Origin of the sequence: Streptomyces spectabilis (genome assembly GCF_008704795.1) — a bacterium.
GTDB classification, from domain to species: domain Bacteria; phylum Actinomycetota; class Actinomycetes; order Streptomycetales; family Streptomycetaceae; genus Streptomyces; species Streptomyces spectabilis.
The window spans coordinates 990,837-1,005,047 of record NZ_CP023690.1 but is presented as its reverse complement, the minus strand read 5'-3'; the positions used below and the strand labels follow the sequence as shown (position 1 = coordinate 1,005,047).

13 protein-coding genes are annotated in these 14,211 nt (G+C 73.4%); 7 read left to right on the top strand and 6 right to left on the bottom strand.

The window, feature by feature from the left end:
- Nucleotides 1-11 precede the first annotated feature (11 nt).
- Complete coding sequence (locus tag CP982_RS04005; protein WP_150509190.1) at nt 12-914, top strand: helix-turn-helix domain-containing protein; 903 nt, start codon at nt 12-14, stop codon at nt 912-914.
- On the opposite strand, the gene CP982_RS04000 is transcribed toward CP982_RS04005, so the two are convergent.
- The gene (locus CP982_RS04000; protein WP_150509189.1) at nt 911-1,936 is read right to left on the bottom strand and encodes a zinc-dependent alcohol dehydrogenase family protein; all 1,026 of its coding nucleotides are present in this window, start codon (nt 1,934-1,936) and stop codon (nt 911-913) included. The two genes, CP982_RS04005 and CP982_RS04000, sit on opposite strands and share 4 nt — an antisense overlap.
- Before the next feature lie 214 nt (nt 1,937-2,150).
- Between CP982_RS04000 and CP982_RS03995 the strand changes: the two genes are divergently transcribed.
- Nucleotides 2,151-2,981 carry a hypothetical protein gene (locus CP982_RS03995; protein ID WP_150509188.1) on the top strand — a complete coding sequence of 277 codons (831 nt, stop codon included), beginning with the start codon at nt 2,151-2,153 and terminating at the stop codon, nt 2,979-2,981.
- Nucleotides 2,982-3,001: 20 nt separating this feature from the next.
- A complete protein-coding gene (locus tag CP982_RS03990) occupies nt 3,002-3,829 on the top strand; it encodes a hypothetical protein (RefSeq protein WP_212669177.1) in 828 nt (275 codons plus the stop codon).
- On the opposite strand, the gene CP982_RS03985 is transcribed toward CP982_RS03990, so the two are convergent.
- Nucleotides 3,787-5,835, bottom strand: coding sequence for an alkyl/aryl-sulfatase (locus CP982_RS03985; protein WP_150509187.1), 2,049 nt, complete (start codon nt 5,833-5,835; stop codon nt 3,787-3,789). The genes CP982_RS03990 and CP982_RS03985 overlap by 43 nt on opposite strands.
- A 247-nt stretch (nt 5,836-6,082) precedes the next feature.
- On the opposite strand from CP982_RS03985, the gene CP982_RS03980 reads away from it, so the two are divergent.
- Nucleotides 6,083-6,676, top strand: coding sequence for a TetR/AcrR family transcriptional regulator (locus CP982_RS03980; protein WP_150509186.1), 594 nt, complete (start codon nt 6,083-6,085; stop codon nt 6,674-6,676).
- Nucleotides 6,673-7,521 (top strand): alpha/beta fold hydrolase, encoded by an 849-nt coding sequence (locus tag CP982_RS03975; RefSeq protein WP_150509185.1) that lies wholly within the window; start codon nt 6,673-6,675, stop codon nt 7,519-7,521. The genes CP982_RS03980 and CP982_RS03975 overlap by 4 nt, the downstream gene beginning before the upstream one ends.
- 160 nt (nt 7,522-7,681) lie before the next feature.
- On the opposite strand, the gene add is transcribed toward CP982_RS03975, so the two are convergent.
- A complete protein-coding gene (add, locus tag CP982_RS03970) occupies nt 7,682-8,638 on the bottom strand; it encodes an adenosine deaminase (RefSeq protein ID WP_150509184.1) in 957 nt (318 codons plus the stop codon).
- Complete coding sequence (locus CP982_RS03965) at nt 8,628-9,185, bottom strand: class I SAM-dependent methyltransferase (protein ID WP_150515296.1); 558 nt, start codon at nt 9,183-9,185, stop codon at nt 8,628-8,630. Before CP982_RS03965 ends, add begins: the two co-directional genes overlap by 11 nt.
- Nucleotides 9,186-9,320: 135 nt before the next feature.
- Here CP982_RS03965 and CP982_RS03960 point away from each other — a divergent pair, with 135 nt between their 5' ends.
- Complete coding sequence (locus tag CP982_RS03960) at nt 9,321-10,214, top strand: aminoglycoside phosphotransferase family protein (protein ID WP_150509183.1); 894 nt, start codon at nt 9,321-9,323, stop codon at nt 10,212-10,214.
- Nucleotides 10,215-10,226: 12 nt separating this feature from the next.
- Here CP982_RS03960 and CP982_RS03955 read toward each other — a convergent pair whose 3' ends face one another.
- Together CP982_RS03955 and CP982_RS03950 are read right to left on the bottom strand one after the other, a co-directional pair.
- Complete coding sequence (locus CP982_RS03955; protein WP_150509182.1) at nt 10,227-10,880, bottom strand: TetR/AcrR family transcriptional regulator; 654 nt, start codon at nt 10,878-10,880, stop codon at nt 10,227-10,229.
- Nucleotides 10,881-11,004: 124 nt separating this feature from the next.
- On the bottom strand, nt 11,005-12,897 hold the full coding sequence (locus tag CP982_RS03950) for an ATP-binding cassette domain-containing protein (RefSeq protein WP_229878840.1): 1,893 nt from the start codon (nt 12,895-12,897) through the stop codon (nt 11,005-11,007).
- 401 nt (nt 12,898-13,298) lie between these two features.
- Between CP982_RS03950 and CP982_RS03945 the strand changes: the two genes are divergently transcribed.
- Nucleotides 13,299-14,081, top strand: a complete 783-nt coding sequence (locus CP982_RS03945) for an oxidoreductase (RefSeq protein ID WP_150509180.1) — start codon at nt 13,299-13,301, stop codon at nt 14,079-14,081.
- Nucleotides 14,082-14,211 lie beyond the last annotated feature (130 nt).

The following is a 14,211-nucleotide window of genomic DNA, read 5'->3' as shown; positions in this document are numbered from 1 at the left end:
CGGGAGCAGACATGGTCAAGAACGGACAATCCCCTGTGCTGCCGATCAGCGACATCGGCTACCGGAACCCGCACTGCCCGGCCCTCGGCATCGACGTGCGCACGCTCGCCGAGGAGCGCGCACACGCCCCCGACCAGGGCGGCACCGGACCGCAGCGCCTGGACTTCCACCTGCTCGTCCTGGTCACGCGGGGGCACGGCACCCACATGGTCGATTTCGTCGGCCACGCCTGTCGTCCCGGCACCCTGCTGTGGATCAGACCCGGCCAGGTCCACGCCCACGCCCGCGAGCGGGGTCTCGCCGCCCGCCTCGTGCTGTTCACGCCCGACTTCCCGCCGCCCCTGCGGATCGGGCGCCTCCTCGACGACCCCTTCGCCCCCGCGCACTGGCGCGCGCGGGGCCCGGACCTCGACGACCTCACGCGTCTCACCGATCTGCTGGGCGGCGCCCACGACGCGTACGAGACGGGGGCGCGCGACCTCGGCACCGATCTGCTGCGCCACACCCTGGCGGCGCTGCTCCTGCGGATCGCGCTGCTCCCGGAGCCGGAGGGGGAGCCCGCCCCGGTCGGCCCGGGCGAGCTGTTCGGCCGCTTCCGCGCGGCGGTGGAGGAGGGCTTCGCGACCGAGCGCTCGGTGGCGGTGTACGCCGCCCGCCTCGCCACCACGCCCAAGACGCTCACGCGGGCCAGCCTCGCCGCGACCGGGCGGCCCGCGAAGGCCGTCATCGACGCGCGCGTGGCTCTTGAGGCCAAGCGGCTCCTGGTCCACACCGACCTGAGCGCCGCCGCGGTCGGGCGCCGCCTCGGCTTCGACGAGGCGGCGAACTTCGGCAAGTTCTTCCAGCGGACGACCGGGTGGACGCCCGGCGACTTCCGGGCGGCACCCGACGGCGGGTCCGGGCGGGGCGGCTAGACGGCGGCGTCGCCGTCGTCCGTGCGCGCCCCCACCGTCACCACGATCTTGCCCACCTGCCGGCCCGCCTCCAGGTAGCGGTGCGCGTCGGCGATGTCCTCCAGCGGGAAGGTGCGGTCCACCACGGGCTCGAACGCACCCGTCCTGAGGCCGGAGGCGACGAACGCCTCGGCGCGGCGCAGCCGTTCGGGAACGGTGGTGACCTCGTGCAGGGTGTAGGTGCGGATGTTCAGGGCGGGCATCCCGAGGTCGAAGCCGGGGTACGGGGTGACCTCGCCGCTCAGCGCCCCGTACAGGAAGAGCGTGCCGCCCGGGGCGACGACCTTCGCCAGGTCCGCCACCCCCGGACCGGCGACGGCGTCGAAGACGAACTCGGCGCCCCTGCCGTCCGTCAGCGCGCGGACCCGCTCGACGACGTCCTCCTTCTCGGTGACGACGACCGCGGCCGCGCCCGCCTTGAGGAGCGCGTCCTTCTTGGCTTCGGTGCGCGTGGTGGCGATGGGCACGGCCCCGACCCGGCGGGCCGTCCGGATCGCGGCGAGCCCCACGCTGCTGGAGGCCGCGGTCAGCACGACGGTGTCACCCGCGCGCATCCCGCCGACGTCCACCAGGGCTCCGTACGCCGTCAGATAGGGCATCCACACCGCCGCGCCCGCGATCGCGTCGAGGCCCTCGGGGCGGTGCACCACCGCGGCGGCGGGGACGATCGCGCGCTCGGCGTAGACGGCGTAGTCGTTCATCGAGAACGCGGGCACCACGCTGACCGCGTCGCCGACGCGGAACCCCGTCACCCCGGCGCCGACGGCCTCGACCACACCGGCGGCCTCCGCGCCGAGCCGCGCAGGGAACTCCCGCGCCCCCTCGATGTAGTGGCCGCCGCGGAACAGCACCTCGGCGCGGTTGAGCCCGATCGCGTCCACCCGGATCAGCACGTCACCGGGGCCGGGCGCGGCCACCTCCACGTCCTCGATCCGCAGCACATCGGCGCCGCCGTACTCGTGGAACCGCACCGTCCTGGCCATCACGCGTCGTCCTTCCCCCTGGTGGGGCGCCGCGCACCGCGACGCCGTCGATCACTGAAGCCGAAAGTACGACGACTGTCAAACTTCGATGGTCGTCGTACTTCGGTCTCCCGTGCGCACGCCCCGATGAACACCCCCCGTCGTGCCCGGCCCCCGGCTAGCATCGTCGCCGACGGTGCCGGGCGGCAGGCGGGGGCGGGGGATGCGGGGCGGTATGCGGTATCGGGCCGAACGGATCGCGTTAGCCGTGATGGCCGGGTCGGGCATCGTGGTGGTGCTCGCCGATCTGCTGGGCTGGCTGGACGAGTTGGCCCCGGGAAGCACCCTTCCCAAGGTCACCCTCCTCATCCTGAGCACCGTGACGCTCTTCCTGCTCCTGGAGTTCGACCGGCTCAAGGTGCTCGACGACGTGCACGCGCAGCTGTCGAAGCTCGACATCGACGCCCTCGCCCGCGAGTTGAGGCAGCGCCACTACGCGGGTGTGGTCCGGGTGCACGAGCGGTTCCCCGACGACAGGTTCGCCACGCTCGTGGACGGGGCCACGCGCGAGGTGACCATCCTGCAGACGTGGATACCGAACCTCGACGAGTTCGACCGCGGTCTGCGCAAGGCCCTCCTGGACCGGCAGGTGCGGGTGCGCGTCCTGCTCCTGCACCCGTCGTCGCCGGTGGCGGGCCTGCGCAGCGAGGCCCTGCGCACCGTGCGCGACCCGGCCCGCGACGGCGACGTCAGGGCCAACATCGAGCAGTGCCTGTCCACGCTCGCCTCGCTGGTCAACGACGCGGGGGACGAGGACCGCGCCCGCCTCGAAGTGCGCGTGTACAACTCGCTGCCGTCGGTCGCCGTCTACAAGGTCGACGAGCACTACCTGGTGAGCTCGTTCCTGCACGGACGACTCGCCATCCGCTCCACCCAGATGGAGATCGAGGGGTGCGCCACCGTGATGGGCAGGGAGGTGCAGCGGGAGGTGGACACGCTCTGGAGCATCGGCTGTGCCGTGGATCTGAGCGATTGGCGCGGATCCATCGGAAGAATCAACCTGTGAACCGGGAAGAGAGCACAGCCATGCCGCAGCAGAACGGATCCGACCGACGTGACGGACGTGACGGGACGGTGAGCGGGGCGGGCGTGCTCGGCGCGCCGGGCGCCGCGGGCGGGCTCGACCGCCTGGACGCCTTCGAGGACGACCTGGTCGAGCGGTTCGACCAGCACCCCGTGCTCGCGAACATCGCCTCGCTGCCGGACGACGTCTTCGCCGACGTCCTGCTGCAACGCCGTTTCGTGTCCCTCGCGTTCACCCCTTGCTACGACCTCGCGATCGACCTCCTCAGCGACGAGGCGGGTCTGCGGATCGCGCGGGTCATCCTGCGCGAGGAGTACCCCGACAGCCACGGCCACACCCGCTCGCACCGCGAGGACATGACCGAGGACCTGCGCCAACTGGGCATCCCCCAGCGGGCGATCGTCACGTCGAAGCCCTCGGCGGCCACGCGCGGGGTCATCCTCGACTCCCTCGAAATGATCGCCGAGGCGGGCGCCGAGGCGGACGCCGACGTGCGGATGCTGACGCTCCTGCGCTTCTGGGGCGAGATCCTGGTGTCCGTCGAGTACGGAAGGCTGTGGGAGCGCATGGGCCCCCTGCTGACCGGTGACGGCGAGAACCGCTCGCGCTTCTACTACCCGCACTACTCGCACGACGCGAAGGCCAACCCGCTCGCCCGGGTCTCCCTGCTCTCCACCACCCACGCCGACCGCCTCGGCCGCCGGCTGAGCGAACTCCTCGCCCGCGAGCCGTCGTACGACGGCTTCAAGGAGATGGAGGAGCGCTCGTTGCGCCTCAAGACGGACTTCTACGACCAGTTCCTGCCCGCCCTCGGGGGCACCGGGGCCTGACGCGGCGCGGGCGGTGCCGCGAGGGGGCGCCAGGGGTCCGGGGCCGTGACGTACGCGAACACCGTCGTCGCGCAAGGGAGATGATCCGGCGAGCCGAGCGCGATCTCGCCCCGTTCGACGGCCGCGGTGAAGTTCCGCCGGAAGTCCGGGCCGTTCAGGCACAAGCCGTCGAGGGCGGCGCGGGAGAGCGTGATCGTCGCCTGCGGGGTGCCCGCGAGGAGGTCCCTGCCCGGGACGTGGACCAGCACGCCGTTGCGCAGCGTGGTGGTGCACTCCCGCTCGGGGGTGCCGGTGACGCGCCAGCGCAGGACGATGGGGGAGCGCTGTTCGTCGGCGGCCCGGGGACCGTCGATCCTGCGGGCCACCGCCGCGAAGTACTGCTCGACGCTGAGGTTCCTGACCAGGTCGCCGGTCTCCTGGCGGGCGTGGCGCGCGACGCCTGTGGCCAGTTCGCGGGCGCCGCCGAGGTAGAGGTTGCGCCAGGCGCCGTCCCCGGCGCCGTAGCCGAGCTGGCTGAGCGCCTTGGTCTGGAGCCGTCTCGCGGGGCCGCTCCGCTCGGGGCAGCCGAAGATGACGTGGTTCAGGAGCTCGGCGGCCCAGCGCGGATCGCCCTCCCGGTAGGCCTTGCGCGCCGCGCTGACCACGGCTTCGGGCCCGCCGATCACCTCCACGTACCGGCGGCCCGCCTCGGCCTGCGGATACGGCCACAGATGCGCCGGGTTGCCGTCGAACCAGCCCAGGTGGCGCTGGTGGACGGCCGTGACGTCCTGGCTGACCGGGCCGTGGCGGCCGCGCGTGTACCAGTGGTCCGCGAGGGCGGCCGGGAGCCGCAGCTCCTCGGCGATCTCCGGGCCGTTCCCGCCCCCGTTGATCAGCCGTAGCGTCTGGTCGTTCAGGTACGCGTACACGTCCCGCTGGACGCTCAGGAACTCGGTGATCCGCTCCTCGCCCCACACCGGCCAGTGGTGGGCGGCGAAGGCGACCTCGGTGTGCCCGGCGAAGCTCTGCGCGGTCTCGGTCAGGTGGCGCGACCAGGCGTGGGCGTCGCGGACCCGCCCGCCGAGCGGCGTGTGCGGGGCGCCGTCCGCCATGCACAGGGCCCTGAGCTGCGGGAAGTAGAGGTTCATCGCCGCCGGGGCCGCGGCGCGCGGGGTGCGCTGGGCGACGATCCGGATGCCGCCCACGACCTGCCGGTACAGGCCCGGCCGCCAGGGGACGGCGTCCTCGCCCGACCACTGGTCGCGCTCCACCGGCCCGTGGTCGGCGGCGCCCACGCCGACGGTGGGCGGGATCAGCGTCACCTCTCCGGTGGAGCGGGTCAGACCGGGCCCCGAACCGGCTTGCGCGTACGGGTTCTTGTCGAGCCCCGCCGCGTACGTGTACGCGGCCCGGCGCGCCACGGCCGGGCCCGCGTGCACGTGCTCCCCGGCCACCTGCTCCAGGAACCCGTCCGGAGCGATGACCGGGATGTCGGGCACCTCGCCGCCGCGCTCGTCGAAGAGGCCGCGTACGCCTCCGAAGTGGTCGACGCCGCTGTGGGTGTAGACGACGCCGATGACGGACTTACGGCTGCCGGTGGTCTCGCGGTAGAGCCGGAGGGCGTGCTGCGCGGTCTCGTGGCTGGCGAGCGGGTCGAGCACGAGGATCCCCGCGGTGCTCTCGACGATCGTCATGTGGGAGAGGTCGTAGCCGCGCACCTGGTAGATGGCGTGCTCGGGCGTACGCGCCACCAGGAAAAGACCGGCGATGGCGGCGAGGCGGCTCCGGCGCCACAGGTGCGGGTCGACCGAGGGCGGAGGTGTGTCGCCGCGGTGCAGGAACGCATAGCCCGCGAAGTCCCACACCGGCCGGCCGCCGGGCACGCGGGACGGGATGGCGGGGAGGGGCGGGACCGCCAAGTGGCCGCGCGTGGCGTCCTCGAAGTCGTCCGCACCGGGCGGGGCGCACGCGGCCCTCTCGCGGTTCGCTTCCGCGACGGACGAGGACACCTCGACGGGCTGGGGCATACGGCTGCCTCCTGGGGGTTGGGGGTGAGGGGGTGGCGCGCGTACGGGGCGTTCGCGTTCGCACGAGGCGCGTTCCGTACGCGAAGGACGCTAGTCAGATCCCTGAACGGTGAGCAAGTAGGTGATTGCGGAGAGTGAGGGGGCGGGGGTGGCTCTGGCTGGAAGACGCCCTCTCTCCCCGGGATTCCGCTTGTCTTCCTAGGGTCACTAGGTTAAAACTAGGACCCCTAGGAAAGCGGGAGGGCGCATGGTGCGGGCCGGACTGACACCGGAGTCGGTGACGAGGGCGGGCGCGGAGCTCGCGGACGAGGTCGGGCTCGACCGGGTGACGATGTCGCAGGTCGCGCGGCGGCTCGGGGTGAAGGACGCGAGCCTCTACTCGCACGTCCGCAACCTGGAGGACCTGCGCGGCCGCATCGCACTCCTCGCGGCGGACGAGAAGACCATCCGCATCGCGGAGGCGACCGCGGGGCTTTCCGGCAAGGACGCCCTTGTCGCGTTCGCCGACGCCTGGCGGGAGTACGCCCACGCCCACCCGGGCCGCTACACCGCGACACAGACCCCGATCCCCATCGACCCCGAACTCGCCGCCCGGGCCCCCGGGCCGCGGCGCGCGGTCGAGCTGACGTACGGCATGCTGCGCGGCTACGGCCTCGCCGAGCCCGATCTGACCGACGCGGTACGGGTGCTGCGCAGCACCTTCCACGGCTTCGTCGCCCTGGAGGCCGCGGGCGGGTTCGCGCACCGGCGCCCGGCGCAGCAGAGCTGGGTCCGCGCCCTCGACGCCCTGCACGCCCTCCTGGAGCACTGGCCCCCGTCCCGAGAAGGAGACCCCCGATGACCGGACCGACCACCGGAAGCCTGCGCGTGAACGGCGCGACCCTGCACTACGAAGTGCGCGGCCGGGGCCCGCTCCTGCTGCTCATACCCGGAGGGGCGGGCGGCGCGGCCGCCTTCGACGGGGTCGCGGACGGCCTCGCCGCCGACTGCACGGTCGCCACCTACGACCCGCGCGGCATCTCCCGCAGCACGCTGGACGACCCCGACGCCGAACAGCGGGTGGCCGAGCACGCCGACGACGCGTACCGGATCCTTGAACTCCTCTCGCCCGACGAGCCCGCCCGCGTCTTCGGCTCCAGCTCGGGCGCGATCGCCGCCGTGCACCTGCTCAGCACCCACCCCGACCGCGTCGCACGCCTCGTGGCGCACGAGCCGCCGCTCGTGGAGGTCCTGCCCGACGCGGCCGACCACCGTGCCCTCGTCGCGCGCGTGCAGGAGGCGTTCCACGCCGAGGGGCTCATGGCGGCGATGACCGTGTTCGCCGCCGGGCTCACGCGGGGCGGGAGCGCCGCCCCGGCCGAGGGCGGTGCACCGCAGGCGCCCCGACTGCCGCCCCAGGCGGCGGCGCGGGCCGAGCGGACGATGGCCAACCTGCCGTACTTCGTCACGCGCATCGTGCCCCCGTTCATGTCCCACACCCCGGACGTCGACCGGCTGCGGGCGCTGTCGGACCGTCTCGTCCTCGCCGGCGGCCAGGACTCGCGTGGCGAGCTGGCCTACCGCCCGGCCGCTCTCCTGGCCGAGCGCCTCGGCACGGAGATGCTGCACTTCCCCGGCGGGCACACCGGCCTGACCACGCACCCGGAGGAGTTCGGCGAACTCCTCCGGAAGACGTTCAGCGCCTAGGGCGTGTCCGATGGGTCGGCGCGGCGTCGCGACGCCTGGCACGCACGCTCGCCGCGTTGCCGAAATGCCCTAGTAGCTCCGCTACGAGGACATCCCGGCGCCTTGCGATCGCACGCACCAGACGCCGCTCCTTGCTCCACGCCGACCCATCGGACACGCCCTAGCCCACAGCGGCGAACACCGCGTCGCGGGCGTGCTGTTGGGCGAGGCGCTCCTGCTCGGCGGTCCACCCCGCGCCCCGGCGCAACGCGGCGAACTCGGCCGTCAGCGTCGTGTCCGACGTGGTGCGGGTGTCGGTGCTGATGGTGACGGCGAGACCCTCGGCGAGCAACCGGGTGGCGGGGTGCCCGGCCAGGCCGGGCACGGCGCCGGTCTGGACGTTGCTGGTGGGGCACATCTCCAGGGCGAGCCGGTCGCGGCGGAGCCGGTCCAGGAGCGCCGGGTCGCCCACGCAGCGCACGCCGTGGCCGATGCGGCGCGCACCGAGCACGTCGATCGCCTCCCACACGCTCTCCGGCCCCGCGGCCTCCCCGGCGTGGACCGTGCACGGAAGGCCCGCCCCGTGCGCGAGGTCGAAGGCCTCGCGGTGGGCGCGCGCCCGGTGGAGCCGCTCGTCGCCCGCGAGATCGAGACCGGCGACCTCGCCGCGGTGCCGCACGGCGGCCTCGGCGACGGCGAGGCTGTCGTCGGGGGACTGGTGCCTTAGACAGCACAGCAGCAGACCGGTGCGCACGCCGGTCGCGGCGCGCCCTTCGGCAAGGCCCTCCGCGACGGCGCGTACCGCGTCGTCCAGGGTCATGCCCCGCTCGCCGTGCAGTTGCGGCGCGAAGCGGACCTCGCCGTGGACGACGTGATCCGCCCGCCAGTCCTCCACCAGCTCGCGGGCGGCCCTCCGCAGCGCCTCGGGCGTCTGGAGCACGGACAAGGGCACGTCGATGTAGGTGAGGAACCGGCCCAGACTGCCGCAGCGCGCGGGCGCGGTCACCAACTCCCGCACGGGCCCGTCCAACGGCACCCCCTGCGCACGGGCGAGTTCGGCCACCGTGCCGGGTCGGACCGAGCCGTCGAGGTGGCAGTGGAGTTCGTGGCGCGGGGCGGGAGGCGTCTCACAGGGCATCAGATGGTCCAGCCAGTAGAGGAGTTGTGGGCTCGGGCGCGGGCAGGGGCCTGCTGGAAGTGCCGGAGGAGCAGGGCTCCCGCGGCCCCACCGGGGCCGATGGGCCGGGCGACGGCTCGGCGGCGGACGGTGTCGTCGGCACCACGCCCCGCGCCACCCGCTCCGGATGCAGGTCGGAGAGCACCAGATGGCCCCCGGGGCGCAGCACCCGGGCGAACTCCGCGAAGCCCGGCCGCAGAACGGGCACGCGCGTCCGGGCCAGGGAGCACACGACGAGGTCCACGGCGTCGCCGGTCACCGGCAGTTGGTGAAGGCCGCCCAGGAGGAACGCGCCGCCGGGCACCCGGTCGCGCGCCCGCGCCAGCATGTCCGGTGTGCTGTCCACCCCGATGACGTGGTGCCCGCGCCCGGCCAGGAGCGCCGCGACGAACTCCCGGTCGGGGGGCCCGTGGTGGGCGTCCTCCTCAGCCGCCCGGGGCTCCCCGAGCTCGCCTGTGAACGACCGCAGCGAGGCGATGCCCTCAAGCCCCAGCAGATGCTGATACATCACCGGGCCGACGCTAACGAAGCCGACCGCACGCCCACCACCGAATATCGGTTGACGCGCGCGGCCCCGGAGCGTTCCATGGCCTGCGCGTCCGCACCCGTGCGGACGTCGAGGAACCGGCCCCGGAAGGCATCCATGAGCACCCTGCACGCCGACGAGCCGCGCGTCGACGCCGTTCTCGTACGACGGCTGATCGCCCAGCAGTTCCCGCAGTGGGCGGAGCTGCCCGTCGAGGCGGTCGCATCGGGCGGTACGTCGAACGTGATGTACCGGCTCGGCGAGGACATGGTGGTGCGGCTGCCGCGCCGGTCGGGGTCCGTCGACGAGGTCGCCAAGGAGGACGTGTGGCTGCCGAGGCTCGCCCCGTCGCTCCCGGTGCCCGTGCCCGTCCTGCTGGGGGAGGGGCTCCCGGCCGAGGGGTACCCCTGGCGTTGGACCGTCTACCGCTGGATCGAGGGGGAGAACCCGGTCGTCGGCCGGATCGCCGAACCCGGCGCGCTCGCCACCGCGCTCGCAGAGTTCGTCGTGGCCCTGCAAGGGATCGACCCGGCTGACGGGCCGCCCTCGTACCGCGGCGAGTCGCTGAAGGAGAGGGACGCGGAGACCCGCGAGGCGCTCGCGGACCTGCGCGGCGTCATCGACACGGACGCGGCGGCCGCCGCGTGGGAGGCGGCCCTGCGCGCCCCCGAGCGGACCGGACCGCCGGTGTGGATCCACGCGGATCTGCAACCGGGGAACCTGCTGATCAGCCGGGGGCGGCTGAGCGCCGTCATCGACTTCGAGTGCCTGGGCCTCGGCGATCCCGCCGTCGACCTCATCGTGGCGTGGTACGTGCTGCCCGCCGGCGTGCGCGACGCCTTCCGGGCCGCGCTGCCGCTGGACGACGCCGCCTGGGCGCGGGGCCGCGGCTGGGCCCTGTCGATCGCGCTGATGGAGCTGAGCTACTACCGGAACAAGGACCCGAGGATGGCGACGGTCGCACGCCACGTCGTCGACGAGGTCCTCGCGGACGCGGCGCGCACCGCCTGATCCCGGGACGCGTCAGGCCCGGTCCGCCAGCAGGTCGTCCAGTTCGGCCGCGAAGAACCGGTCCGGGTCGAAGCCCATTCCGGTGAAGTGCCCGGCGAGTTCGAGCGACAGGACGCCGTGCAGCCGGGCCCAGAAGGACAGTGCCCGGTGCAGGGCCGCGGGCGGGGCGGGGTGGTCCCCGGCCCAGTCCCGGTGGCCTTCCAGGTGCGTGTGGAACGCCGTCGCGGAGCCGGCCGGGGGGAGCGCCGCACTCGCGTCGAGCAGGGTCGCCATGATCTCGCGGGCGATGCCGGTGAAGTCCTCGGGCGCGTGGTAGCCGGGGACGGGCGTGCCGTAGACGAGGAAGTACCGCTGGGGGTCCGCCAGGGCCCACTCGCGGAGGGCGTGGGCGAGCCCAGCGAGGTCCGCACCCTCCGCGGCGGCCGCGCGGACGGCGTCGGCGAGGCCGCGGTACGCGTCCCGGATGAGTTCCGTGATCAGCTCGTCGCGGCTGGCGAAGTAGCGGTAGAGCGCGGGGCCGCTCATGCCCATCTGTTTGGCGATCGCGTTGAGGGAGAGGGCGGACGCCCCCGCCGTGGCGATCTGCTCCCAGGCGTGCTCCTTGACCTCCGCGCGCACCTGGGCGCGATAGCGCTCCCGGGGGGTCTTCGCGCCGGTTGCCGCCATGGCCTGCCGCCTTCCGTCCGTCTTCCCTCGGCTATATCTTCGAGGTTTGGTGAGAAGCTATCACGCAGTCTCTTGACCCCTCCCTTGCGCGTCGTCCCGCTCGTCGTCTGCGCCGGGCGCGGTCCTACCGGTCCTGAGAGAGGTCGTACAGCTCGGCGAACAACGAGCCGGGGGTGGCGCGCAGTTCGTCGAAGGTGCCCTGCTCGACGATGCGGCCGTGGTCGAGGACGAGGATGCGGTCGGCGAGGCGGGTGTTGTCGAGGCGGTGCGTGACGATCACCGTGATGCGGTCGCGGCGCTGCTGCCGCAGGGCGGTGAAGATCTGGTGCTCGCCGCGCGCGTCGAGCTGGCTGGTGGGCTCGTCCAGGATGAGGACGGCGGGCTTGCGGTAGAGGGCGCGGGCGCAGGCGAAGCGCTGCCACTGGCCGCCGGAGAGCTCCGAGCCGCCGAAGTACTCGCGGGCCAGGAGGGTGTCGAGGCCGTGCGGCAGCTCGTCGACCGCCTCGCGCAGACCGACCTGGTCGACGGCCTCCCACACCGGGTCGTCGTGATCGGTGCGGGGCTGGCCCTGGGTGACGTTCTCGCGGGCGCGCAGAGGCCACTTGGCGAAGTCCTGGGTGACCACGCCGGTGTGCCGCCACACGGCGTCGGCGTCGAGTGCGCGGGTCTCGGCCGCGTCCCACAGGACGCGGCCCTTGTCCGGCAGGGTGACGGCGGTGATCAGGTTCATGAGGGTGGACTTGCCCGCTCCGTTCACCCCGACGACCGCGACGACTTCCCCGCGGGTCAGGGTCAGGGACAGGCCGTCCACGGCGGGCCGGTCCTTGGAGGGGTAGGTGTAGGAGGCGTTGTCCACCCGCACCTCGCGGGGCGCGTCCGGCAGGCGGGTGCCGCGCTGCTGCGCGGCTCGTCCGGTGCGGTCGAGGAAGCTGTGCAGGTCTTCGAGGTACATGCCGGTGTTGAGGACGTTCGCGGCGTAGCTGACCGCGTTCCCCAGCGAGGCGATCACGGCCCGGAGGCCGACGACGGCGGTGGCGGCGACGGCCAGGCCGATGTGGCCGTGGGTCGCCAGATAGGCGAGGACGCCCCAGGTGAGCGTCTGGAACAGGCCGCCGACCGCCGACGCGGCGAGCACGGTGCGTGCCGTGCGGGGAGCCGCGGCGATGGTGCGGGCGTCCATGCGCCGGGAGATCGCGGCGTACCAGTACCGCACGTAGTCCGTCATGCCGTTCGCGCGGACCTCGGTGGCGTGCTTGGGTGTGGTGGCCCACCAGCGCACCATGTGTCGTACGTTCTGGTCGCCGATGTTCAGGTAGTGCGTGCGGTAGCTGATCCGCGCGGCGACGATCTCGCCGACCCCGGCCGGGACGACGGCGAGGACGATCAGCGGCAGCAGGACGGGGTGCAGCACGGTGAGGGCGCCCATGGCGCCGGTGATCTGCATGAGTGCGGACATGCACCGCTGGACGTCGGTGACCACGTTGGCGGTGCGCTGGACCCCGGCCTTGGCGGCCGTCTGGGCGTCGTGGAAGCCGGGTTCCTCCATCGCCGTGAGCTCGGCCCGGCACACCGTCTCCACGAACCGGGTGTCCGCCTCCGTGGTCAGCTTCGGCGTGACGCGGCCCGACCCGTAGGCCGCGAGGACCGTGAACACCCGGGCCACGGCGGCGGCGGCCACCATCACCGCGAGTGCCGGGAGCGCGGCGTCGATGCGCGACGCGGCGTCCGCCCCGCCGAGCAGCGGGCCCATCGCGCGGGCCGTCGCGGCCAGCGCCACCGCCTGCGCGACCCCGGCCGCCAGCTGGCAGACCCCCAGCAGGAGCACGGCGGGCCGGTCCACCCGCCAGGCCATCTTCAGCGTCCACCACACGGCTGCCGGAAGCCGTCGCACCACGGTGCGCACGGTGATCCCGGCCAGCCGGTTCGCCACGTCCTTCGCCTCGAACCGCAGATCGGCCGGGGGAGGGGGCGGGGGTGGTGTGGTGGCACTCGTGTTCGTGGAGTCGGACGTCGTCAACTGCGCACCTCCTGGTAGGCGTTGGGGTCGGACGGGCGATGCCGGGCACAACGACGAACGCCAGAGGTTCGAACACACGTGTTTGAGACGGGGTGGATTTCCCTCCGTTGCGCGGCACGGGCCGCGTGCGCGATGCACCGACCCGTGCGGCGAACGGCCCGGCCCTGAGCCGATCAGTGGCCGAAACGCCGACCGACGGCGATCCCGCCGAACCCGGCGGCCGCCTCCGTGCCTCTTTCGTGGGGGCTCCTTGGTGCGGGCTCCTTGGCGCAGGCCGGGCCGGGATGCCATAGGGCTTCCCTATGGCAGCTGATGGGATTTCGTCTTTGCCCCTCGTTCCTTTCCGTACGTACGGTTCTTCAAGCGGACCACGAAGCAGGGGAATTGAAGGGATCGGTGGCATGACCACATTGCGGAGCGGAACGGAAAAGGCAAACGGGGCGCGGGAATTCGCGGGAAAGCGGGCCCTGGTCACGGGCGGCTCTCGCGGAATCGGAGCGGCCATGGTGCGTCAGCTCCTGGACGCGGGCGCCGAGGTGCTCACGACGGCCAGATCGGCATCGGCCACGGTGCCCGACGGAGCCGCCTTCGTGGCGGCCGACGTGCGGACACGGGCCGGGGCCGAGACGCTCGCCGCGGCCGCGCGGGACGTGCTCGGCGGGGTGGACCTCCTGGTCCACAACGCGGGCGGGGCCGCGCCGCACAAGGGCGCCCTTGCCATCCCCGACGAGGAGTGGCAGAACGCGCTCGACCTCAACTTCCTGGCCGCGGTGCGCCTGGACGCGCTCCTCGCGCCGGAGATGAGGGAGCGGCGGTCAGGGGCGATCGTGCACGTCTCGTCGGCCGCGGTCCCCACCGTGGCGCCCCCGTTCCTCCACTACACGACGGCGAAGGCGGCCCTGGAGAACTACAGCCGCGGCCTCGCGCAGGAGCTGGCCCCGTTCGGGGTCCGGGTCAACACCGTGTCGCCCGGCCGGACCGCCACCCCCGGCGGCGAACGGACGCGGGAACAGTGGTCGCGTCTGACCGAGGGGCCGGGCCAGGACACCACCACCCCTCCGCTGGGACGCGAAGGGCAGCCCGACGACATCGCCGACGCGGTGCTTTTCCTGCTCTCCGACCGGGCGAATTGGCTGACCGGGAGCAGCCTCGTGGTGGACGGCGGCGAATTCCCCAGGGGATAGCTCCCTACGGGAATGCGGGAATGCGGGAATGCGGGCAGCGAGGCGGCGGGCGGCGAGAAATCAGGAAAGGGAAGGCGGTGCGGGGCGCCCGTGCCTGGCAAGGCGTGCTTCCGACGCCGCCGGCGCCCGG